Here is a 20,677-nt window from a genome sequence, read left to right as displayed (position 1 = left end):
CTGCGTTCGTCCGGACCGTCGCAAGACCGCTTGATTGTATCCGGCCTGGAGACAGACAAACGCCGGCGCAACCTCACCCTGAAACCAAAAGATAATATCGATGACCTTCAACAGCTATGCTCCCAAGGGTTCAAGCGCCTGCAAACATTCACCATGCCAATTTCGCCATCGCCGCTTCGATAATGACGGCGCCATCAATTTCATGGAGCAAGCTTTGCCGCGAAGGGGTTCTGCCCGATGGCGGCGATCAGGCTCGTGCATACCTCGATCACCATCACCAAGACCCTGCGAGACGCAGAAGAGGCGAGCCGCATGAAGCGGCTAGAAGACCCCAAACCCAAAAGCCGCTGATCGATTTGAGCCGCAGTAACGAAGTGTAACCGGGTTCCCACTACAAGAAGCTCAAACCGCGCAAGACCGCTGATCGATACGGCCACGATGTTCAACGGTCTTGCCCAATGGAAGCCGCCCCAATGGAAATCGCCACGAACGGCCATACGACTAGCCATCTGATGAGGTCACGGCGCTTTGCGCCTCTCTTCTGGACGCAGTTCCTTTCCGCCTTCAACGACAATTTCCTCAAGAACACGCTGGTGTTCCTTATTCTGTTCACCCTGGCGGCGGACAAGGCTGCATCACTGGTTACGCTGGCGGGTGCCGTCTTCATGGCTCCTTTCCTGCTCCTGTCCGCCGTTGGTGGCGAGATCGCCGACCGGTTCGACAAGGCGCTCATCGCCCGTCGGCTGAAATTCACCGAGATCGCCGCTGCGGCTGTCGCTGTCGTTGGAATCACCCTGTCGTCGATCCCGGTGCTGATGATCGCGTTGCTCATGTTCGGCATCATCTCGGCACTGTTCGGACCGATCAAGTACGGCATCCTGCCGGATCATCTCGAGCGCAAGGAATTGCCCCGCGCCAATGCCTGGATCGAATCGGCAACCTTCGCCGCCATCCTCGGCGGCACTATCGCCGGAGGCGTCGTCTCGGCCGATGGCATTGGGGTCTCGGTATTCGGGCCGATCATGATGGTCCTTGCCGTGGCCTGTTGGTTTGTCAGCCGCTACATCCCGTCCACCGGTTCTGCGGCTCCCGACCTAGTCATCGACAAAAACATCTTTCGCTCGACCTGGCGACAGGTGAACGGTTTGCGTGCCGACAAGCGGATCTGGCGCGCCGGACTGATGACGTCGTGGTTCTGGCTGATCGGGGCCATTGTCCTTTCGATCCTGCCTACACTGGTCAAGGATTCGCTCGGTGGCGGAGAAATCGCTGTCACCGCCTATCTCGCGGTGTTCGCCGTGTCGATCGCCATTGGCTCTGCCATAGCCGCATGGATGTCGCAGGGCCGCATCGTGCTCTTGCCAGCCCCGGTTGGCACTGCGTTGATGGCACTGTTCGGCTTGGACCTGGCCTGGATCATCTGGAGCATGCAGCCTTCGATCGGGGCCGAAACGCTCGCAATATTCTTCGCCGGGCCAAACACGGTCCATGTTGCGATCGACCTTGCCGGCATGGCTATTGCCAGCGCCTTTCTTGTCGTACCAACCTTCGCCGCCGTACAAGCCTGGGCGCCCGAAGCCAGCCGCGCTCGCGTCGTCGCCGCGGTGAGCATCGTCAATGCAGGCTTCATGACGGTGGGCGGCATACTTGTCGCCGCGATTCAAGCAGTGGGCGTCTCCACTGGAGGTATCCTGTTCGGCATCGCCGCACTCAACGTGGTCGCCGCCTGGCTGATGCTGAGATATCTGCCAACCAACGCCTTCCGCGACTTCGTTTCCATTCTGTTCCGAGCCTTCCATCGTCTGGAGGTGGAGGGGCTGGAAAACCTTAAGGCGGCCGGCCCGGCACCCATCCTGGCGCTCAACCATGTCAGTTTCCTCGACGGCCCATTGGCTTTGACGCTGACGGATGAGGAGCCGGTGTTTGCCATCGACTACACCATCGCCCAAGCCTGGTGGATGAAGCCGTTCATGAAACTTGCGCGCGCCCTGCCGCTCAATCCGGCCAAGCCGATGTCGACCCGCACGCTTATCAAGGCCGTGCAAGGCGGCGATCCGCTTGTCATCTTCCCCGAAGGCCGGATCACCGTGACCGGCGGCCTAATGAAGGTCTATGACGGTGGCGCCATGGTGGCCGACAAGACCGGCTCGATGATCGTGCCAGTGCGCATCGACGGCCTGGAGAAGAGCTATTTTTCGCGGCTGAGTTCGCTGCATGTGCGCCGCCAGCTGTTCCCAAAGGTCAGGGTGACGATACTAGAACCGGCCAAACTTGAAGTACCGCCGGACCTCAAGGGCCGGAAGCGCCGCGCAGCGGCGGGTGCTGCCCTCTACCAGGTCATGTCGGATCTCGTCTTCCGCACCCAGGACATCGACAAGACTGTGCTGGAGAAGATCATCCAGACGGCGAGCGAACGCGGCATGAAGCAACTGGCCGTGCAGGACCCCGTCACCGGTTCGCTGAGCTACGGCAAGCTGCTGGCAGCCGCCGCCGTGCTTGGCGAGAAATTCAAGAACCTCTATGCCGGCCAGCAGACGCTCGGCATCATGCTGCCCAATGCCAACGGCGCCTGTGCGACGCTGCTCGGCGTCATGTCCGCCGGCAAGGTTCCGGCGATGATGAACTTCACTGCCGGTGCGGCCAACATCCTCTCCGCTTGCAAGGCCGCCGAGGTGCGCACCGTGCTGACTTCACGCGCCTTTGTCGAACAAGCGAAACTTGGCGCCGTGGTCGAGGAACTCGGCCGCTCGGTAGATATTGTGTGGCTTGATGATCTGAGGGCCACCATTGGCCTCAAGGACAAGCTGCTCGGCCTTTTGCGCAAAAATACACCCCGGGTCGCCCGCAAGCCCGGCCAACCGGCGGTGATCCTGTTCACCTCAGGTTCTGAAGGCACGCCTAAGGGCGTGGTGCTCACCCATCGCAACATCCTGGCTAATGCCGCCCAGGCCGCCTCGCGTATCGACTTCCATTCGGGCGACAAGGTCTTCAACGTGCTGCCGATCTTCCACTCGTTCGGCATGACAGCAGGTACGGTGCTGCCGCTGATCTCGGGCGTGCCGGTCTATTTCTATCCCTCCCCGCTGCACTATCGCATGGTGCCGGAGTTGGTCTACGCATCGAACGCGACGATCATCTTCGGGACCGATACGTTCCTCAGCGGCTATGCGCGTACGGCACACCCTTACGACTTCCGCTCAGTGCGCTATTGCTTTGCCGGCGCGGAACCGGTCAAGGCTTCTACGCGCGCGACCTATATGGAAAAGTTCGGCCTGCGCATCCTCGAAGGCTATGGCGTGACCGAAACCGCGCCCGTGATCTCTATCAACACGCCGATGTACAACCGCTCCGGCAGTGTCGGCAAAATCATGCCGGGTATGGAGTACCGCCTGGACCCGGTGCCTGGCGTCGAGGATGGCGGACGGCTTTTCGTGCGCGGGCCCAATGTCATGGCGGGCTATCTGCGCACCGAGAAGCCGGGCGTGCTCGAGCCGCTCGAAGACGGCTGGCATGACACCGGTGACGTGGTCGCCGTCGACGACGTCGGCTTCATCACCATTCGAGGCCGCGCGAAGCGCTTTGCCAAGATCGGTGGCGAGATGGTTTCGCTGGCCGCCGTCGAGGCGCTGGCGGGCGAATTGTGGAAAGGCTCGCTCTCGGCAGTCGCCGCCGTGCCAGATGCGCGCAAGGGCGAAAAGCTGGTCCTCATTACCGAGGCTGTCAACGCCACGCGTGCCGAATTCCTGGCCTTCGCCAGGGCCAACGGCGCCATGGACCTGATGGTGCCGGCCGAAGTGCGCGTCGTTGCGAAAGTGCCTGTCCTCGGCTCAGGCAAGCTCGATTTCTCCGCTGTGATCAAAATGGTGAGCGGCGAAGACATGAAAACCCAAGCGGCTTGAACGACTCGCTTTTACGGGTAACTTTTGTGTATCTCGGTTGAGAACACGGGACCACCGCGAAAGTTCGGTGCACGCAGCGCCACGCGAACGAGCTGCAGCTGGCGAAAACGATGGTGCAGGGTCGATGCGCTCATTTGCACATGTGCCGCGAGCTCGTCGATGCTGAACTGTCGAGGCGGCGGTCATAGAACTGGCAAGCGAGGACCATTGGCTTGTCCGCTATCGTTGCGCCTTCAGCAGACGCTCGAGCGTTGAAAAGTCACTCATGTCGCGGTAGGGCGTCAGGTCAAGATCCTTGGGGATCTTCTTGAGCTTCTCTTCGGAGATCGGTTTTTCGTTCTTTTTGTTGAAGGCCTGGTAAGCGGACCAGCCAACACCCGCCGCCTTCACTGCATCGCGTTCGGCTCGAAGAGCGATTTGATGCGCGTGCAGATAATGAAGCCCGAGTTCGTCTAGGAGCGCCTTTTCAACGATTTCGTGCGTTAGCAGAAATGGGGCAAGCCGGACCTTGGCCGATTTCCAATCCATAGTGCGAGGCATATGGCGATCGATATAAATCGTCCTGCCATCTTTGCTGTAGCCAGCAATGTAGGGGATATCGAAATCATGAACGATCTTCACCCGACGATGCAGCGCCCGCACAGCGTCACTCAGTACATCATCGTCCAAGTCTTCGGAAACGTGGCGGACTTCATCTTCAAGCTTCATTTTTTCCACACTGACACCAGCGGCATTTTGCTCCCATAGACCGGATCCTTGCGTTGACGGCCAACTTGGGAATCGTTCGTAATGCCCGCTCATGTTCCTGGGCTGTCGTGCATTCGTCATAAGCCTCGGATGCGGGATAAGCGCCGACCACCAGGAAACCAGCAGACTCGGAGAGACATTGGTGACCGGTGCCGGCCGGAAGAACTGCCATGTCGCCGGCCTTCCAGGACAATGTACGGCCCCTGTTGCCCCCGAACCGAACCTTGCCGGTGCCGCCCGCAACCCCAAGCACTTCATTTTTGCGGGAATGGTAATGGACGTAGTGGTAGATGCCGTCCCGCCAGCCGCTACACCAGCCATTGGCCTCGAAAAGCTCTTCCGGCACGGCTGCGGAATCAAATTGTTCCACCGACCTTACGGCGCCGCGATAGACGACAAACGGCCAGAAGGGGTGGTTCGGCACGAGGCCGTCATCCTTGAACCGAAATTCGAGTGGCTTCTTCATCTTCACAAATTCGGCGAGATCTTGCTTTCTCGGTCGCGCGATACCCGTCGCCTGCTCGGTAGCTTTCTTCAGGCTCTCGAGAATGCCCACGGCGAATCCTTGCGCTGGATGAGACAGCGGCGAAAGCCTCCGCTCTGGTCTCAACAAATCTCAACCAGCGACACCGCACTTTGTTCCTTTTGCCGAATGGCCGCTATTAAGCTGCGGCCCGTGAGGAGAACTGAAACTCAGAGAAGCGCCCGCATGTCGGCCGCTCAGCTTGTGCCTGCCGGAGTTGAACGAGAATTGTCTTGGCGGTGCTGCGCCAGAAGGCATTCGCGTCCTCCAGGTTTTTGGATTCCAGGACCCGGGCGATACCTTCGACCAATTTCCGCCGCCGATTCAGCGGAAACGCGCTTATGTTGAATGATCGATCACCTCACCGGATCGCCCAAGCTTCGAAGGCCGCAACCTGTTGCTGATCGCTTTCCTGATCATCACCGTGCAAGGCAGCGACGTGCTGCAATTTATCTTCGGCAAGCTGTTCGGCCGGCATCTCCTGGCGCGGTGGCGGAAGCGAAACTCACCGCCGTGCCGTACTTTACCTGGGACAATCGCGACCCCGGCGAGATGCTGGTCTGGCTCAGAAGCGCGGGGTAGCTCTATCGCCATCTGAGCCGCGTTGCATGCCTTGAATTCGCCCGGGCGCGCGTCATCTAGCTTTGAGTGGCGCCAGTCACTTGAACGGGTGGAGGCAGATTATGGCGCTCGAAGCTGTCGCGCGTCCGAACGCCGGTGGCCGCTTTATTGCGGTCGTGGTGGTGCCGCTGCTATTCGTCGTCGGTGGACTGGCCATCCGCTATGCGGCATTTGCCTCGATCTCGGCGGAACCAGGCTTCGCAGCCTATGCCCAGGCGCTCTGCCGGTGGGATTGCGCGTGGTATGTCGACATTTCCGAACACGGTTATGAGCGCTTTCCCATTCCAAACCAGAGCAATGTCGGACGCTGGGGCTTCTTCCCATTCTATCCGATGCTGGTGGCGGCAATCCGGTCTGTTTTCCCTTTGCCGACGATACTGCTCGCGTCGATCACATCGGTTGCGTGCAGCTACGCGGCCTGTCTGGTGGCGTGGCCGCTGCTCGAGAAGAACATGCGCGCTTATGTGCTATATTGCGCCTTTCTGCTCAGCGGCCCGTTCTCCTTTCATTTTACGACTTTCCTGACCGAACCTCTTTTCGTGCTCCTGACGTCGTGCGTTTTTCTGGCACTCAAACGCTCCAGCTATCTGACCGCGGGGCTGTCATCGGCTCTGCTGTCGGCAACCAGGCTGGTCGGAGTGCTTGTTGTATTTGCGACCGTCATTCAGATGTTCAGAGATTACCGCGCAAAGGGCGGATCGGCGCTTTCGTTCCCACGTTGGGTGCTTGGCCGACCGGATCTGCTCGTTGCAATCCTCATCTCGCCTGCCGGCTTGTTCGCCTACATCCTGTTCCTCTATCTGACGGTCGGGGACGGCTTTGCCTTCCTGCACGTCCAGCGTGCGTTTGGACGTGTGGCGGGCAATCCGCTCGCCTTCATATGGGATGGACTCTCGGCCGTTCCGACGACTGGATGGCTGCCTACGGCGCCGCAATGGAGCGCGCTCGCCGCACTCATAGGACTGGCATTATCGGCGGTTCTGGCGGTTCGCAGGCAATATGGCGCCGCGCTGTTCTGCGCCTGCTGCATCATCTCGCCGCTGATCACGAACCTGGCCTCGATGGTCAGATACGTCGTTGGGCTTGCGCCTCTGACAATATTGCTGACCACGTTGTTGTCGGCGTCGAAGCTGACTTTTCTTGCGGCTCTGGGTCTCTTCCTGGGCGCCTGCTATTTCATGACCGTCGCGTGGATCGGGGGCTATCTTGCCCTGGTCTAGCACTCCGGGCCCGCATCGGCGCGCGGCCTCGCTTGGCGGCTACACGCTGGCGGCGGTTCTGGCCGGGGCGGAAATCATCATGCTTGCGCTTGCTCTCAATCCAGACGTCAATGCCGACTATCGCGCCTATTACATCGACCGGACGACGACCTGCCTCAATCGCGATGCGGTCGGCAGCTACACACTTGGCGAGACGGTGTCGTTCCGGTCCGACGGAGCCAAAAAGGCAACCGGCATGATGGTCTGTGGCTGGTCGGGGCCGGTAGCCGACGGCACCCATTCGCTGGGCGAGACCTCGCGGCTTCGCCTGGACATACCGCCGCTTCGCGACGGCCTGACTGCCACGCTGCAAATGGCCGCCGTCATTCGTCCGCCACAGATCACGCAAAGGATTGTGATCTCGGTGAACGGCGTTCGGGTGCATGCGGTGACGCTGTCCGGCAAAGAGCCACGCACCGTCTCGTTCGTCATCCCACCGGCGGCTCTCGGCGAGGCCAAGACACTCGACATTGCCTTCGACTACCTCGACGGCATTCCGCAAACTCCTGCCGCCAGCAACATCTATAAGCGCTCCATCAAATTGTTGTCGCTCCGGCTCGATCCCATTGACGCGGATTAGGGCGGGCGATCGCGCTGCTGGCCGCGTCTTCGCTGCGCAAAAACCCAGCGGTCGAGCATGAGGAGATTGACCGCTGGAACAAGCAAGCATGTAACCAGGATGGAAATGATCGGCGGCAGACTGAGTTTCGCCGTCAAAAGCGCCGGCGCCGCGTAAGCCACCGCGAAGCCGGTTGCCGTCAGCAAGAGAAAACGCGGAGCCTCCGATCGATGCGATCCGCTCGACGCGAAGGTCACGAACTTGTGCGCGAGATAAGAAAACAGGGCGGCAGCGGTATAAGCTGCGAGCGAGGCACCGACCGGCGAGAGGCCGAACCGTTGCCATTCGACCAAAGCGGTGGCCATCACTGCATATAGGATCGTTGCAGCGATGCCGACCGATCCGAAACGCACCAGCAGTTTCAGGCCGGCGTCGCTGGTCGAGGGCCCCTCAGACTTGCGCACTGCAGGCATACTGCGCTCCAAGCGGCAGCGACGCGAGCGCGCGCTCGACTCTTCTGGCGAAAGGCCTTGCCGACGGCAGCAGCAGGAAATGCTCGGATCGGATGTCCCGGAACCCGGTCTCCCGAAAGAGGGACGCTGCGTTGGCAGCGTTGAGGAGGACCGCGTCGTGGTCGAACGGACACCGGAACACCGCAAGACGCGTCAGGGGATTATAGGGATTGTGCTCGATGATGCAGGCGACGCCACCTGGCCGCACGACACGCCGCAATTCCAGCAAGAAATCGGACCAGGAGGAGGGCGGAACGTGATGGACGACGCAAGTGGCGAAAGCCAGATCGAACGCGCCATCCTCGTAGGGCAGACTCGGCGACCTGCAGGCCCTATAGGTCACACCTGGATTGTCCTGGCCGGCGCGCAAAATTGATTGCTCCGACACGTCGCAGCCATCGAGGCTGTCGAAAGCGCCGTCGAGGTAGGGGTGGAGCGAACCGACGCCGCAGCCGATATCCAGCGCCCTTACAGCCGCCCCACCCCGCCGAAGCTTTCGCTCGACCACCAGACGCCGCAGCAGGTCCGCCTTGGCGACAAGGAAGAAGTCGTGCCCGAGTCCGGAAAACCGGATGGACCCTTCGACCGCCTCGCCGTAGTTGGAATTATAGCTGTCGAAGAGTTCGGCCATTGGCGGGGACTCCACTCCTGGGCTTGTGAAACGATAGGCGGCGGTCACCAGAGACGGTACGCATCGCCTCGTCGAAGCCGGTGAGCCGGTTAATCACATAAAGCGGGCGGCGTTTCACCTCGGCGTGGATGCTGCCAACGTAGAGCCCGACCACACCGGTCATGAAAAGATTGATGCCGCACAGGAGCGACACGATCACCACCGTGGATGTCCACCCGGCAATGATGCCGGTTTCAAAAAACGAGGCAAAGATGGCATAGGCGCCAAAGACCACCGCAAGCGCGGAAATGGCCAATCCGCCCCAGAGCGCCAGGCGTAAGGGCTTCTCGGAGAAACTGACGATGCCGTGAACCGCAAGGTGCACCATCTTCCAGAATGGGTATTTGGTCTGGCCCAGGGTTCGCGCGTGGCGCTCAAATGGCACGGTCGTTTGCTTGAAGCCCATCCAGCCGAACATGCCCCTGACGAAGCGGTCATGTTCGGGCATACGCTTGAAGGTTTCCAGCGGCTTGCGGCCGACCAGGCGGAAGTCGCCGACGTCTCGCGGAATATCGACCGACGTCATTTTCTCCAGCAGGCGATAGAAAAGACTTGCCGTAAAGCGCTTGAACCAGGATTCGCCCTCGCGCTTGACCCGGCGGGCATAGACGATCTCGAAGCCTTCCTTCCACTTGGCCACCAGATCGAGAACGACTTCCGGCGGATCCTGCAGGTCGGCATCCATGACGATGACGGCATCGCCCGCAGCGGCATCCATACCGGCGGTAATCGCCACTTGGTGGCCGAAATTGCGGGAAAATTCGATCAGCCGAAAGCGCGGCTCGGCGGCAACCACCTTTTGGAGGTATTCGACGCTTCCATCGAGGCTTCCGTCATCGACGAAGATGGCCTCGGTTTCGCCGTCCAGCCGGTCGATAAGCGAACTGATCCGCTCGATCAGCCGAGGCAGCACCTGTTCTTCATTGTATATGGGCAGGACGAGCGAGTAGCGAGGCGGTGATCTGTTCACCGTCATTCCAGGGCCGTGGACCACAGAGTCTCGCATGCGGTTGAAAATGTAACGAAAGCTACAAAGTTCCAAAGGTGTGCAAGAAACTGCTAATTTAGCTAGTTCTTGATTAAATGCCGGTTCTCAGTGAGAGATGAGCGTCCGCACCGAGGCGCGAACTCGATAGGTCGCCAGCGAGGTTCGTCTGGCGACTACGCCAGCACAAAGCTGTTTGACCGCCCTGAAGATCGCTGCACGCCCTCCTTCGCGCGCTCCACGTAGGCGCCATCGGCAGTCATCACCACGACGCGGGTGCCGGCGCTGATGTATAGCGGTACCAGGGTGCGCACGCCGTTGGACAGCGTTGCCGGTTTCGCGACGAACCTCTGCCGCTGTTTGCGGCCGCTGCTTGCCGTGAGAAGAGGACTTTGCCCGAGATCCACCAGCCTGTTGTTGCGCTCAGGCCCATGACGGCCGGCCGCGACGTTGTCGAGGATTATGGCCATATCGGGCTGACCTTGCGCAGCCATCCGGCGCGTGCCGATCTTCGCCGGCGCAGCATCGTGACCTGTCAGGAGGCCATGCAGGCGCGAGACAGAAGTTGGCTCGAGGCTGCCGGCCTGGTTCTGGTCCGGCAACGGCCAGGCTCGGCCAAAGGCGTCATGTTCCTCACCGTGGAGGATGAGACGGGCGCCGCCAACGTCGTCGTCTGGGTCAAGGTATTCGAGAAATCCCGTCGCGTGCTTCTTTCGTCGGCCATGCTCGGCGTGCGCGGCCGCATCCAGCGGGAAGGGGAGGTGGTGCATCTCGTCTCGCATCAGTTGGCCGACCCGTCAGCCGAGCTGGCCAGCCTGGGAAACCGCGAGACGCCGTTTCCCGTGCCGCATGGCCGCGGTGGCGAAGCCCATCACGGCGCGCCGGGTGTCGATCCGCGGAGCCTGCCGAAGGGCCGAAACATCGTCGATCCATACGAGCACATCGACGGCCTCAAGGTGAAGACGCGGGATTTCCGATAGAAGCTGCAGCGGATATATCGTCATCATGTGGGCCCGCATGACGACGCTTTATCTCCATTGACGCGGAAGACGGTGGATCCCTCAGGCCGAATAAAACGCATCCGCCGAAATGGATCGAGCCTCAGCTGACGCGCCTGGTCGACGAAGCGCCCGACGGCCCCGATTGGCTTCACGAGATCAAGTATGACGGGTACCGGATGCATGCGCGCATCGAGGGGAGCGACATCCGATTGCTGACCCGGACGGGGCCTTGACTGGTCGCATCGCCATCGGCCTTTCAATTTTGCGTCGAGTGTGGCGGTGCGCTCGGCCCGCCACTCCGCACAGCTGTCGGGGATTGCAGGCCCGAGCCGTCCTGCGGCGCGCATCAGGGCGAAGATCGGCCGAGGCACAAGATAATCCTCGAAACTGCGCCATGCGCGGCTACCATCGACCCAGATATCACCGGCCCGCAAGGGGCGCTCCCGCAGATGAACGAGAACCGCCACTTCCCAGGCGCGCAGGTCGATATGGGTGCCATCAGAGCGCACACGCCGTCGCCATTTGCTGGTCATGAATGCGAGCGGCACCTGCGAGGGCAATTTCCGGCGTATCGTATCTGCACACAGATGGTCCACTGCGTCAGGATCGGATCGCGATCCCGGGAGGTCGGGATGCCCTGGCAATTCAAGCCGCAGTATTCATACCCGATGCGCCCTGTATGACAATTATGAGCGCTGAAACAGCAGTCGAAGGTTCGCCGGGTGCAACTCTCAGAACGTATGTGACGTCCGGCAAGGCCGGCAGCCCCTCGTTCTCCGAAAGTGCTCGCAGAGCAGTTGATCGACCTCATTTCGCAGAAGGATGTGCTGTTCTCATTCGACGATGACGGATTCGCGGGCCGGGTCAAAGCCAATCGAGCCGCCGTGATCTATGCTCGGGGCTTGGACTATGCGCCAACTTCAACTTGGACGCCGGGCGAGAGCTACGATTTCCAGAGACCCTACGTCGAGGCTCGGCTTAAGCTGATCGGAGTGACGGATATCGATTCAATTTTGATCGAGCGCACGCTGTTTGGGCTTGAAGCTGAGCAGGCGGCGCGTGCGAACGCAAAGTTCGAGGCAGAACGGCTCGCGCTTGAGTTTTGATCGTGAAGCGGTCATCGGCTGGACTGTTTGCGCACGTGTTCGCTGCGCTCCAGGCGGAGCGACCAGCGGGGTCGCCTAGTCGCTACACAGGGTCGCCCGGGATATCTTCGGAAATCTCCTGCCGCAGCTTTGGGTTCTTGGCGAGTCTGGGCCCCAGCGCCGCGACGAAGGCGTCGTAGCGCTCGCCAGCCTGAGCCCTTGCTGCGGCCTGCGCCGGCCCGGGCAGCAGCAGATTGGTGGTAAGCCAGAAGCGCACGAAAACGGCGAGCATCTCGACCGAGATGCCGACCTCGCGCTCCATGAGCGGCATGCGGCGATCGAGCTGGTCGAGGCGCTTGGTCGTCGCGGCCTCTTGTCGCTCGGCGGCGTCCGGCGACAGGAAGGATGCGATGGCCGCCTCTGCAATCAGCGTGCGCGATTGGTCACGTCGTGCCGCGTGGGCCGCGAGCGCCTTCATCACCTCGGGTTCGAGACAGACCGACAGGCGCTGCTTCTTCGACGGATTGGCCACGGGCGCCTCGCAGCTCCATGCCGTCGTTCGGATCGAGCGAGACCTGGCGGGCCATGCCCGGCATAATCTGGTTGCCGCGGCTGATCCGCGCAGTGTCGTCATCGGCCTCGTCATCGAAGCCGCCGTCGAAATCGTTCTCGATCGGCGCCCTCTTCTCCACCGGCGCGGCGCGGTTCAGCTCGGGCTGTTGACGCCGTTCCGATCCCGTTGGATCTTCGTCGCCGATGTCTGCGGCGCCGGCTGCGTCGGCCGACACGATGCTCGCCGGCCTGGCCCGAAGCGGCAGCCGGGCTCCAGTCGTCCGTGCCCGGCTGTGCCGGCCTGGTAAGCACCGGCGGCGCCATGATCCGGTCCTTGAAACGGCGATTCTCGTAGCGTGCCTTCTTCGCGCGGATCGGCGGCGTGCCCGCCACCATGACGATCTCGTCGGCGGGCGGGAGCTGCATGATCTCGCCCGGGTCAGCAACGGTCTGGCGGTCTCGGAGCGCGACACGATCAGATGGCCAAGCCAGGGCGAGAGCCGATGGCCCGCATAGTTGCGCATGGCGCTCTCGGGAGCACCTCGGCGCGGTTCCGTTCGCGCGATAGAAGCAGCGGTTGGCGATTAAGCAGCATGGAATCACCGAATTCATGCGCGCGGTATCGATACGCGATGAAGGCCGCGGAGGCCTTGGCGAGCAGAGCATCGTCGGCAAAGGCGCGCAGGAGCGCGAAATGGCTTTCGCCGGGCTGGTGGACGCCCGTGAGAACCGCATCGACCACGCGAAGCCGCGTGCCCCGCGCGATGCGCCCTGTCGCAATGCCATTTCCGGCACGCACATTGCCGCCGGGATTGGCGGCTGCCTCAAGTGCGCGCACTACGCTCGTGCCGATCGCAATGATGCGGCTGCCGCGCAGCTTCGCCCACGCGACCTGCGCCGCGGTGTGCCCAGGGATGCGGTATGGCTCGTCGAAGGGAAGGCGCGAGTCGAGCGCGGGATCGCCGGTAGAAGAGACTCCCGCAGCATGCGTGAGTGTTGCAAAGCCAACATCGTGCCGACGCCAGGCTTGGAGCGTGCGCCAGTCGAGCGCGAAGCCTGCCGATGGCGCCTCGAACGCGACCGGCCCGGCGGCAATCTTCGTCCAAACATCCCACAGTGCCAACGGCTCGGGAACATGCGCGTATTGGATCGGCCGGCCGTGCTGCGCCAGTCCTGCAAGCACCGCTGCGCGATTGCCTGGGAAGTGCAACTCGAGAAGGCGTGAATGGTCGAGAAGGCGCTCGACGACGGCGTCAAGCGAGCCGAGCCGGAGGCGATCGCCTGGTGACAGCGGAGGTGGAGGCAGCCGGTCTTCCGTGCGCGTGCGGTGATCGCCCGAGCCGAAGGCAATCGCCACGAATCGGGTTGGATCGGGAAGTGATAGCCAGCCCGCCAGGCGGATCTCGATCGCCTCACCGCTTGGGACATGCGTGCCGTGCAAGCTGGCAGGCAAGGTCGCGGCGTCATTGGCGACGACCAGATCGCCGGGGTTGAACAGCGTCGCGAGTCCAGCTCGCGGCAGGTCGCGCATCGTGCCGTCCGCCTGGATGACGAACAGCCTGGCGGAGCGCCGATCGGGACGATCGGCGGCAATCATCCATGTGCTCCGGCCAGAAGCGTAGAGCGGACCGGCAACGCGTCGAGCATCTTTTCGATGATCTCGGCAGCTGCCTCCTCGGGGCGCTTCAAGGTCGCCGGATCAGCATCAGGGATCGCGAGCGCGTGCAGTGGGGTGTCCATATCGCCGGGGTCAAGCGCGAGGAGCCGGATGCCGTCTGCTTTCGTCTCCTCGTCCCAAATCGCCGTCAGATGGGCAAGACCGGCCTTGCTCGCGCCGTATGCTCCCCAGCCGGGATAGGCGTTCACCGCGGCGTCGCTGGAAAGGTTGATCACCAGCGCGCCACGGCCGCCGCGCGCGGACGCCGCAAGCGCACCGAAAAGAGCCTTCGTCAGCCGGAACGCGCCGACCAGGTTGACCGCGAGCGCCGTTTCCAGCTCCTCGCACTCAGTATCGGCGAGGAGCGCCAGAGGGACAGGGCCGAGGCTCGAGGCATTGTTGATCAGGACGTCGAGCCCGCCGAGGCTCGCGGTTACCTGTAGCGCGATCGAGTAAGTGTCCTCTTTCTTGCCGACGTCGCCGACAATGCCGTGCGCGCCCGTCTCGTCAGCGATGCGTGCGACGTTCGCGGCGGTGCGGGCGACGAAGGCGACGCACGCACCCTGTGCGGCAAGCTGCCGCACAAGCGCCAGTCCGAGGCCGGACGTGCCGCCCGTGACCGCCACGCGAAGTCCCTGAAGTTCGATATTCGTCTGCATTGCCAGTGCTCCCTTAATCCGTATGCCTCTTGCTACAAGTTCAAGTTAACTTGAAGTCAAGCGGGAATTGTGCTTTCGTTCATGCATGGATTCTATGCTGACCATCACCGACGTGTCACGGCGCAGCGGCGTCGCCTCATCGGCCCTGCGCTTCTACGAGGAGCGCGGGCTGATCGCGTCCGAGCGGGCCGGCTCGGGACACAGACGCTACCCGCGATCCGTGCTGCGTCGAATCGCCTTCATCGTCTTCGCGCAGCGAATTGGGCTGACGCTTGAGGAGATCGGCGCCGAGCTGGCCAAGTTGCCAGCCGATCGCGTGCCGTCGCGTCGGGATTGGTCGCGGTTGTCGGGCCAGTGGACCAAGCGCATAGACCAGCGCATCGCCGAGTTGCAGCGCCTGAGGTCGGGGCTTACCGAGTGCATCGGTTGCGGCTGCCTGTCGATGGACCGGTGTAGCCTTGCGAACCCTGCCGATATGGCAGGACGCAAGGGGCCGGGGCCGAGGTATTGGCTGGGGTGATTTGGCAGCGTGCCTGTCCCTATTGCAGAATTCGGCAGCGCAAGACTTCGCCAAGTGCGAGACGCTGCCCGGTAAGGTCAGGGCGCGGCGGCCCTGATGTTAATTCAGGAATCGCGCTGAACCGGACAGCTCCTGCATTTGTCTCAAAATCGCGGTCAACAAGGGGTCAGAACAATAGCTGCTCAAAATCGACGCGATGGAAGGCTCCCGCTCCGCGGGCGTGGCATCGTTAGGATGGACAACCGGGAGCGCAAGACTCCTGCGGCGGATTTGAGTCGTGATCGTCGCGCAGCCGTACCAGCAGTGCCGGCCGCAGGCCCGCTGCATCTCTTCCGGCGATGCGATCGCCTGTCGCGAGCGACTCAGGTGCTCTTCAGGGTCCCGTTCATCCCTTCCGGATAGAAGCCGCCCTTGCTCACGCCGTCCTTATCGGTGAGATAGACGATCCGCAGCACTTCCTTCGGCGTCCTGGTGAACGCGATGGCGTCGGGCGTGGAGGGAACGAAATTGGCCTTGCCGTTCACCTGGATGCCCTGGTCCTTGTCTTCCGGCCCGTCGATCTTGTCTCGTGCGTCCGAGACGGCATTGGCGGCCTTCCAGGCTTTCTCTCCCTTCCGGTACAGTGTGGAACGCGCCATTCCCATGTGGTAGGCCTCGACCGCCAATATGCCGGCGGCGGCGGCGAGAAACTCCTTGTTCTTCAGAACCGTCGCGGCACCGGCATAGGCGGTGACGCCGACATCCTCGAACAGCATGCCGCCGAGAACAAAGTTCGTTTCGTTGCCGAAGGGATCGAAGTCCCGCCCGAGGCCCGCTGCCTCCGCAACCGCCTTGAACCCCGCATCGAAATCGATGGCCGGCCTGTCGACAGCGTTCTTTGCAAGCGTCTTGCGGTAGAACCGGACATGCGCGAGTTCGTTTTCAGCAACCTCCTGCATGAATTCGCCGATGGCGGGTGTCTCGAAGGACACTTTCTTTCCGCCGACGACATCGCCGGGTTTGGAACCGGCATCGGCAGCGTCGATGCCTTTTCCGGTGGTGCCGCGAAGATAATATTCGGCCTCCATGTATTCCAGGTTGAGCGCAAAGCGGAAGATGTCTTCGTCCTGCACTTCCTCCTTGGCATAGGCGCGAGAAACCGGCGCCAGGCCCGTCGTGGCGGCGAGGCTGGCTCCCAGCCCAAATTGCAATGCGCGGCGACGGGAAAGGTGGAGTGAAGGGATGGCACGTATCATGGCTTCCTCCCAAAAGCCCGCCGGCATCATCTGTTGGCGTCCGATCGCGGGCCACGCGCCCAACTCCGCCATAGGCGAAATGTTCCTTTAAAGGTCGGACTTTGCAGGGGTCGTGCTCCGGATCAATGGCTTTTTGGGCGCGTAACGTCGGAGTTGGCATCGACTATTTGTGACCAAGCCTCGACTCTAGACATTGAGGTGACACATTATGAGCCGGATAGTGCCCGCGTCAGCACGGTCGACCAAGAACTCGAAACGCAAGTCGGCAAGCTAAGGGCCGGAGGGAAACGAACGGGCCGTGATAACCCAGGACAGCAAGGATGACTGGAGGAGCTTCAGGCCGGAAAGGAAAATTCGTGTCGACTTGTGAGACGAGTGGGCCGTCCGAGAGAAGTTGGTATTCTGGTCGATCCATCCGGGCCTCGCGATTTCTCGCTTTTGCTGCGTCTATTTATCAACCGGTCTGGCCTCTTCGTCGATCAAACACGCTGGGAAGTCACAAGGAGTATATGCACATGGCAACTGGAACCGTGAAGTGGTTCAACAGCACTAAAGGGTTTGGTTTTATCCAACCCGACGATGGCGGTCAGGACGTTTTTGTTCACATCTCCGCCGTCGAGCGCGCTGGTTTGTCGAACCTCGTTGAGGGCCAAAACATCAACTACGACATCGAGCAGGACCGACGTACCGGCAAGTCTTCTGCTGGCAATCTCCGCAAAGCAGGTTGATTTCTCTCGCGCGCCGTGGCGAAAGCCGCAGGAGCGCGGCAAGTCACGAATGTACTGACCCCGCCGTGTAAAAAGCGCGCGAGCTTGGTGTGATGGAGAGACCTGGGCAGCAGATTGCTGCAACGCATCAGAAACGATCGTGTGAACCAGCTTGTCGGGCAACGGAAGGCGGGAAGCCTCCTGCGTTTTCGCGTTTGCGTCCTCCAGCGTAGGAGTGGGCCACGTGGCGTTGCCCCGCAGAGCACTTTAGCTTGTTGCATCCCACAGCAATGTGATTGGGGATAGCCTGAGTTGGCCCACATGGACATCGCATCGGATTCTCCTGCCATTCGTCCGGCGCGTTCCGCTTTGGAGGTTTAAGCTGCCTTCATACTTGGGCCGGGCTCAACAGTCCGGCCTTTTGCTTTTTGTGGGTGGGCTGCGGTACATGGTTATGATGCGCATTCGCACTGAACGGCTCGACAACCATTATGACCAGTCAGGATCATCAAATGGCAAATCCTCCACGCCGACCCACAAATCCGATGTCGGCCGCTGAAGCCGCCTTCAAGCCGATCAAAAAGCCGGCGGCGCCGGTTCGCGAACCGTCGGCTCCAAACATCAGAGAGCTTGTTTCGATCAGGATCGATAGGGCCGTGCTGGACCACTTCCAGGAAGATGGACCGGGCTGGCAGGATCGGATCAACGACACCTTGCGGCGCGCTATCTCCAAAGAACCGACCAATGCCGATGACAAACGATCGGACGACTACTGATCGGCAGGGTGCATAGCTGCGACGCAGATGGAGTTGAACGGAAGCATAAGGTTAAGCGGTTGCGAATCTTTGGACAACCGACGACGCATATCCTGGAATTTTTTCATCGAGCCGCGACCGAACCCCTCAATGCTATTTGCATTGCGAGCATTTGGCCAGCTTGGGGGGACCGGGCGATCTTCTCCTCACTGCAGAGTTGGTCCAAAACGCGTTGGCAAAGGTCCTGATTGGATGGGTATAGACCGGCCCGTTTGAAAGGCATTTAACCCCCCAAGCTTCAGAAGACCGTCGCTGTAGGAGCCGATGGATCAAGTGTAGTGCCCGTCAGGATGCACGAGTCAACGGTGTGTAAAAAGCGAACATGAGGCCGGATATGCAATCCCCAACTCTTGGTTGGAGTCCGGCGGGTTTTTCAATGGTGATCCCGCAGCTTTTCACTGCCTTGGTGAGGGTCTGGCGGTCGTTGCCGATCTTTTTAATCACTTGCTGATTTGACTTGGTGAAATGCAATTTTCCCGCGCGAAACGTTCCACCTCAAAAACGCATCGATCGAAAGGGGGGCCCGGTCGACGTAGGCTTGGTTGCCTCGTTCTAGTTAGTTTCCGTCTTCCTGCTCACTCAGCAGCTGCAAATGAGAATCCGCCCGCCACTCCTCGATTTGGCGGGCGGATCCCACCAGCGCAGGAAGGGGCCCTAGCTGCGCAGATACAATTTCTGGGACTGTTTGAGCGTCATTTCTGGCTAGGCCATCAGCTCGCGACTATTCCAATCACCAACAACGTGATGGAGGTGGCGAAAACCGGTGCAAGCGGCCAGCGAGCTTTGTGAACACTGTTCTCCATAGGCTCCTCCCTTGAGGGATCGCACCGAGTACAAACAGACGCAGTTCCGGGGCCATTGCGCGCAGCGAATCAGACTTAGGTCCCTACGCAAGGCCAGCCTTAAGGCTCCGTTTGGAACGTCTAGAGAAGCTGCAGGTTTGGGGCGGTTTGGCGCTATGTTTTGCGCCCACGAGCCCACAAGGAGATAGCTATGAGAATGCATCTTTCCACCGCAGCGGCAGGATTTCTGCTGCTGGCCGGTGTCGGTGCCGCCGCCGCCCAGGACGTGGTCATTGACCCGCAGCAGGAAACCGTCATCAAGGAATATGTGAAAAAGCAGCCACTCGCTTCGGTGAAAGTCCCTGGGGTAGAGTTGAATGTCGGCTCGACGCTCCCGGACAGCGTCGAGCTTCATGAAGTCCCCAACGTCAAATATCGCTATGTCGTGGTCGACAACCGGACTGTTGTCGTTGACCCGGGCACACGTAAAATCGTGAAAGTCATCCAGTAACCTGAACGTCTGAGAAGACCGCCCGCCGTGCCGAAGGGTGCGGCGGGAAGCCAAGCATGAGCTCTCCAGAATGCGAGGCGCTGCAATGTCCCTCTCTCCCAGTCTATCCTCCGTCGGTCTGACTTTCCAATGCCCGCATTGCAACTTCGCCGTCGTCAGGAACGGCAGCTGGTTTCAGGTCGTTTCCCATTACAAGTGCGAGGAATGCGGACGCGAGGTCCGGATTACGTATCCCGATAAGATTGGCATCTTCCAGAAGCACGCGCACTTGGCCATGCCCCCGCCGGGAGCGAGGTAGATTTGCAGGCCCGAAAGTGAGTTCGAACTGCTGGGCGTCGAGTCCGAGCGGGCAAGGCGGCATTCGCCTGAAATCGGCACGCGGAGGACTAAGGGTCGGGTGGGGATCGCTGCTTGGAGTCGTGAACTGCGGGCTCCAAGGAGTGGCGAACGTCAGTTGAGTGCTGCCCATCCAGTCAAAACGATGAGGGCCAACGTGAGCAGCGCGCCAGAGACGTACAAGATTGTCCTGACACTATCCCCTTGGCGGCGTTTCCACCACGCAGGTAGATTCCCAGGTGGAGGAGGCGTATCGCGACGTGGGTCCAGACCAATATCGCCAAAGTGGCCGCTCCAACACCAACCATCATCGCTGGCACTGCGGGGACGATAAAGGGCGCCAGTGCCTCGACCGAATTCATGTGAACCCGGTCGATCCTATAGAGCCGGTTGTCGTCGTCTGCCGGGACTACCGGTCGTGCCAGCGCTCCTGCAAACCTCTGGACGAACCCGAGTAGACTGCCAACACTACCGATAGCAAGCAGCGCGCGAGCACGCCGAGAAGACTTAACCAATAGACTTCCATGTTGTCTCCACTCCCTGGAATCGCAGTGGACCAGACGGTGCTTGCGAGTGATGCTCGCAAGGGCGCGGACGGATCAGGCCGCCGCACCGGGGAAAAGGCCCTGGAACCGCCGCAGGTACAGCGGCCAGCCTTGATCGCAATCAACCCCCACGCGCACGCCCTCCCAGCCTTCGCCATGGCGTTCGAGATTCCGGTGCTCGATCTCGACCCGGGTTCGGTTCTCCGTCTCAGGCGTGAACCGGACTTCCCATTCGCTGGTTTTGTTCAGGTCGCTCTCAATCTGCCACCGAGGACTGATGTCCCAGCTCAGAACGAGCCGGCCGGGGGGATCGTAAGCCAACACACGAGCCCAGTGGCACTCGCTGCCGTCCACGCCGCGATCGTAAACGTGGCCCCCGACCCTGGGTTCGAAGATGGTCTCTGCGATCGGCACGGCAAGAAGATTGTGCTCGCGAGGTTTGAATTTCCCGAAATCCTCGGTGAAGACCTTGAAGGCACGCGCGATAGGTGCCTCGA

At 61.0% G+C, this 20,677-nt stretch carries 24 protein-coding genes and 3 pseudogenes; 11 read left to right on the top strand and 16 right to left on the bottom strand.

All coding sequences use genetic code 11. From position 1 onward, the window contains the following. Positions 1-200: 200 nt before the first annotated feature. Positions 201-446, bottom strand: coding sequence for a hypothetical protein (locus NKI39_RS25825; RefSeq protein WP_352835342.1), 246 nt, complete (start codon positions 444-446; stop codon positions 201-203). Between the two features lie 27 nt (positions 447-473). On the opposite strand from NKI39_RS25825, the gene NKI39_RS25820 reads away from it, so the two are divergent. Further along, positions 474-3,899, top strand: a complete 3,426-nt coding sequence (locus tag NKI39_RS25820) for an acyl-[ACP]--phospholipid O-acyltransferase (RefSeq protein ID WP_352835340.1) — start codon at positions 474-476, stop codon at positions 3,897-3,899. A gap of 219 nt (positions 3,900-4,118) precedes the next feature. Here the strand turns inward: NKI39_RS25820 and NKI39_RS25815 are convergent, their stop codons facing one another. The 3 genes from NKI39_RS25815 to NKI39_RS25805 form a co-directional block, all read right to left on the bottom strand. Next, a complete protein-coding gene (locus NKI39_RS25815) occupies positions 4,119-4,607 on the bottom strand; it encodes a hypothetical protein (RefSeq protein ID WP_352503494.1) in 489 nt (162 codons plus the stop codon). Then, positions 4,597-5,202, bottom strand: coding sequence for a cupin domain-containing protein (locus tag NKI39_RS25810; RefSeq protein ID WP_352835337.1), 606 nt, complete (start codon positions 5,200-5,202; stop codon positions 4,597-4,599). Before NKI39_RS25810 ends, NKI39_RS25815 begins: the two co-directional genes overlap by 11 nt. 106 nt (positions 5,203-5,308) lie before the next feature. Then, positions 5,309-5,512 (bottom strand): DUF6074 family protein, encoded by a 204-nt coding sequence (locus NKI39_RS25805; protein ID WP_502898610.1) that lies wholly within the window; start codon positions 5,510-5,512, stop codon positions 5,309-5,311. A gap of 24 nt (positions 5,513-5,536) precedes the next feature. Here NKI39_RS25805 and NKI39_RS25800 point away from each other — a divergent pair. The 4 genes and pseudogenes from NKI39_RS25800 to NKI39_RS25785 form a co-directional block, all read left to right on the top strand. Further along, positions 5,537-5,656 (top strand): annotated as a pseudogene (locus NKI39_RS25800) (phosphatidate cytidylyltransferase); the annotation flags it as partial. Positions 5,657-5,658: 2 nt separating this feature from the next. Continuing rightward, positions 5,659-5,751, top strand: coding sequence for a hypothetical protein (locus tag NKI39_RS25795; RefSeq protein ID WP_352542336.1), 93 nt, complete (start codon positions 5,659-5,661; stop codon positions 5,749-5,751). Between the two features lie 101 nt (positions 5,752-5,852). Then, positions 5,853-7,010: a putative hexosyltransferase gene (locus tag NKI39_RS25790; RefSeq protein WP_352835333.1), complete on the top strand. Its 1,158-nt coding sequence runs from the start codon at positions 5,853-5,855 to the stop codon at positions 7,008-7,010. Next, positions 6,997-7,629 carry a hypothetical protein gene (locus tag NKI39_RS25785; RefSeq protein WP_352835330.1) on the top strand — a complete coding sequence of 211 codons (633 nt, stop codon included), beginning with the start codon at positions 6,997-6,999 and terminating at the stop codon, positions 7,627-7,629. The genes NKI39_RS25790 and NKI39_RS25785 overlap by 14 nt, the downstream gene beginning before the upstream one ends. Here NKI39_RS25785 and NKI39_RS25780 read toward each other — a convergent pair. The 4 genes and pseudogenes from NKI39_RS25780 to NKI39_RS25765 all read right to left on the bottom strand — a co-directional run. Next, entirely contained in the window at positions 7,626-8,081 is a 456-nt protein-coding gene (locus NKI39_RS25780; protein WP_352612683.1) for a GtrA family protein, read from the bottom strand. The genes NKI39_RS25785 and NKI39_RS25780 overlap by 4 nt on opposite strands. Beyond that, complete coding sequence (locus tag NKI39_RS25775; RefSeq protein WP_352835328.1) at positions 8,059-8,751, bottom strand: class I SAM-dependent methyltransferase; 693 nt, start codon at positions 8,749-8,751, stop codon at positions 8,059-8,061. Before NKI39_RS25775 ends, NKI39_RS25780 begins: the two co-directional genes overlap by 23 nt. Then, positions 8,726-9,766 (bottom strand): glycosyltransferase family 2 protein, encoded by a 1,041-nt coding sequence (locus NKI39_RS25770; protein WP_352835325.1) that lies wholly within the window; start codon positions 9,764-9,766, stop codon positions 8,726-8,728. Before NKI39_RS25770 ends, NKI39_RS25775 begins: the two co-directional genes overlap by 26 nt. Before the next feature lie 185 nt (positions 9,767-9,951). Continuing rightward, a pseudogene (locus NKI39_RS25765) lies at positions 9,952-10,113 on the bottom strand (hypothetical protein); the annotation flags it as partial. 288 nt (positions 10,114-10,401) lie between these two features. Between NKI39_RS25765 and NKI39_RS25760 the strand changes: the two are divergent. Then, complete coding sequence (locus tag NKI39_RS25760) at positions 10,402-10,755, top strand: DNA-binding protein (RefSeq protein ID WP_352835323.1); 354 nt, start codon at positions 10,402-10,404, stop codon at positions 10,753-10,755. Positions 10,756-10,778: 23 nt separating this feature from the next. On the opposite strand, the gene NKI39_RS25755 is transcribed toward NKI39_RS25760, so the two are convergent. After that, on the bottom strand, positions 10,779-11,309 hold the full coding sequence (locus tag NKI39_RS25755) for a hypothetical protein (protein WP_352835320.1): 531 nt from the start codon (positions 11,307-11,309) through the stop codon (positions 10,779-10,781). Between the two features lie 264 nt (positions 11,310-11,573). Between NKI39_RS25755 and NKI39_RS25750 the strand changes: the two genes are divergently transcribed. Next, positions 11,574-11,882 carry an NAD(P)H-dependent oxidoreductase gene (locus NKI39_RS25750; RefSeq protein WP_352835318.1) on the top strand — a complete coding sequence of 103 codons (309 nt, stop codon included), beginning with the start codon at positions 11,574-11,576 and terminating at the stop codon, positions 11,880-11,882. A gap of 82 nt (positions 11,883-11,964) precedes the next feature. Here NKI39_RS25750 and NKI39_RS25745 read toward each other — a convergent pair whose 3' ends face one another. From NKI39_RS25745 to NKI39_RS25730, 4 genes and pseudogenes are all read right to left on the bottom strand, one after another. Further along, complete coding sequence (locus tag NKI39_RS25745) at positions 11,965-12,393, bottom strand: CopG family transcriptional regulator (protein WP_352835316.1); 429 nt, start codon at positions 12,391-12,393, stop codon at positions 11,965-11,967. Between the two features lie 10 nt (positions 12,394-12,403). Further along, positions 12,404-12,940, bottom strand: a pseudogene (locus NKI39_RS25740) (type IV secretory system conjugative DNA transfer family protein); the annotation flags it as partial. Beyond that, positions 12,889-14,010 (bottom strand): S-adenosylmethionine:tRNA ribosyltransferase-isomerase, encoded by a 1,122-nt coding sequence (locus NKI39_RS25735; RefSeq protein WP_352835313.1) that lies wholly within the window; start codon positions 14,008-14,010, stop codon positions 12,889-12,891. The pseudogene NKI39_RS25740 and the gene NKI39_RS25735, both read right to left, overlap by 52 nt. Continuing rightward, on the bottom strand, positions 14,007-14,729 hold the full coding sequence (locus tag NKI39_RS25730; protein ID WP_352835310.1) for an SDR family NAD(P)-dependent oxidoreductase: 723 nt from the start codon (positions 14,727-14,729) through the stop codon (positions 14,007-14,009). The genes NKI39_RS25735 and NKI39_RS25730 overlap by 4 nt, the downstream gene beginning before the upstream one ends. A 94-nt stretch (positions 14,730-14,823) precedes the next feature. Between NKI39_RS25730 and soxR the strand changes: the two genes are divergently transcribed. Continuing rightward, positions 14,824-15,249, top strand: coding sequence for a redox-sensitive transcriptional activator SoxR (soxR, locus tag NKI39_RS25725; RefSeq protein ID WP_502895522.1), 426 nt, complete (start codon positions 14,824-14,826; stop codon positions 15,247-15,249). Between the two features lie 362 nt (positions 15,250-15,611). On the opposite strand, the gene NKI39_RS25720 is transcribed toward soxR, so the two are convergent. Next, positions 15,612-16,484, bottom strand: coding sequence for a ferritin-like domain-containing protein (locus NKI39_RS25720; protein WP_352835307.1), 873 nt, complete (start codon positions 16,482-16,484; stop codon positions 15,612-15,614). Between the two features lie 515 nt (positions 16,485-16,999). On the opposite strand from NKI39_RS25720, the gene NKI39_RS25715 reads away from it, so the two are divergent. The 3 genes from NKI39_RS25715 (at position 17,000) to NKI39_RS25705 (ending at position 19,299) form a co-directional block, all read left to right on the top strand. After that, positions 17,000-17,212 carry a cold-shock protein gene (locus NKI39_RS25715; protein WP_352835304.1) on the top strand — a complete coding sequence of 71 codons (213 nt, stop codon included), beginning with the start codon at positions 17,000-17,002 and terminating at the stop codon, positions 17,210-17,212. A 491-nt stretch (positions 17,213-17,703) separates the two neighbouring features. Further along, complete coding sequence (locus NKI39_RS25710) at positions 17,704-17,967, top strand: BrnA antitoxin family protein (protein WP_352472951.1); 264 nt, start codon at positions 17,704-17,706, stop codon at positions 17,965-17,967. 1,032 nt (positions 17,968-18,999) lie between these two features. After that, positions 19,000-19,299 carry a DUF1236 domain-containing protein gene (locus NKI39_RS25705; RefSeq protein ID WP_352503690.1) on the top strand — a complete coding sequence of 100 codons (300 nt, stop codon included), beginning with the start codon at positions 19,000-19,002 and terminating at the stop codon, positions 19,297-19,299. Positions 19,300-19,772: 473 nt separating this feature from the next. Here NKI39_RS25705 and NKI39_RS25700 read toward each other — a convergent pair whose 3' ends face one another. Next, positions 19,773-19,997, bottom strand: a complete 225-nt coding sequence (locus NKI39_RS25700; protein ID WP_352835302.1) for an MAPEG family protein — start codon at positions 19,995-19,997, stop codon at positions 19,773-19,775. Between the two features lie 237 nt (positions 19,998-20,234). Continuing rightward, the coding region (locus tag NKI39_RS25695) for an SRPBCC family protein (protein WP_352835299.1) at positions 20,235-20,677 on the bottom strand (443 nt) is incomplete at its 5' end.

This window comes from Mesorhizobium sp. M0664 (assembly GCF_040320565.1).
GTDB lineage: Bacteria > Pseudomonadota > Alphaproteobacteria > Rhizobiales > Rhizobiaceae > Mesorhizobium.
The sequence above is the reverse complement of the archived record's forward strand: the minus strand, read 5'-3'. Positions and strand labels throughout refer to the sequence as shown.

What these genes read in the sequence shown, in the direction of transcription:
- NKI39_RS25820 (WP_352835340.1), top strand. Translation starts at nt 474, where the DNA reads ATGGAAATCGCCACGAACGGCCATACGACTAGCCATCTGATGAGGTCA.
- NKI39_RS25815 (WP_352503494.1), bottom strand. Translation starts at nt 4,607, where the DNA reads ATGAAGCTTGAAGATGAAGTCCGCCACGTTTCCGAAGACTTGGACGAT.
- NKI39_RS25790 (WP_352835333.1), top strand. Translation starts at nt 5,853, where the DNA reads ATGGCGCTCGAAGCTGTCGCGCGTCCGAACGCCGGTGGCCGCTTTATT.
- NKI39_RS25780 (WP_352612683.1), bottom strand. Translation starts at nt 8,081, where the DNA reads ATGCCTGCAGTGCGCAAGTCTGAGGGGCCCTCGACCAGCGACGCCGGC.
- NKI39_RS25775 (WP_352835328.1), bottom strand. Translation starts at nt 8,751, where the DNA reads ATGGCCGAACTCTTCGACAGCTATAATTCCAACTACGGCGAGGCGGTC.
- NKI39_RS25770 (WP_352835325.1), bottom strand. Translation starts at nt 9,766, where the DNA reads ATGACGGTGAACAGATCACCGCCTCGCTACTCGCTCGTCCTGCCCATA.
- NKI39_RS25760 (WP_352835323.1), top strand. Translation starts at nt 10,402, where the DNA reads ATGTTCCTCACCGTGGAGGATGAGACGGGCGCCGCCAACGTCGTCGTC.
- NKI39_RS25755 (WP_352835320.1), bottom strand. Translation starts at nt 11,309, where the DNA reads ATGACCAGCAAATGGCGACGGCGTGTGCGCTCTGATGGCACCCATATC.
- NKI39_RS25735 (WP_352835313.1), bottom strand. Translation starts at nt 14,010, where the DNA reads ATGATTGCCGCCGATCGTCCCGATCGGCGCTCCGCCAGGCTGTTCGTC.
- NKI39_RS25730 (WP_352835310.1), bottom strand. Translation starts at nt 14,729, where the DNA reads ATGCAGACGAATATCGAACTTCAGGGACTTCGCGTGGCGGTCACGGGC.
- soxR (WP_502895522.1), top strand. Translation starts at nt 14,824, where the DNA reads ATGCTGACCATCACCGACGTGTCACGGCGCAGCGGCGTCGCCTCATCG.
- NKI39_RS25720 (WP_352835307.1), bottom strand. Translation starts at nt 16,484, where the DNA reads ATGATACGTGCCATCCCTTCACTCCACCTTTCCCGTCGCCGCGCATTG.
- NKI39_RS25715 (WP_352835304.1), top strand. Translation starts at nt 17,000, where the DNA reads ATGGCAACTGGAACCGTGAAGTGGTTCAACAGCACTAAAGGGTTTGGT.
- NKI39_RS25710 (WP_352472951.1), top strand. Translation starts at nt 17,704, where the DNA reads ATGGCAAATCCTCCACGCCGACCCACAAATCCGATGTCGGCCGCTGAA.
- NKI39_RS25705 (WP_352503690.1), top strand. Translation starts at nt 19,000, where the DNA reads ATGAGAATGCATCTTTCCACCGCAGCGGCAGGATTTCTGCTGCTGGCC.
- NKI39_RS25700 (WP_352835302.1), bottom strand. Translation starts at nt 19,997, where the DNA reads ATGAATTCGGTCGAGGCACTGGCGCCCTTTATCGTCCCCGCAGTGCCA.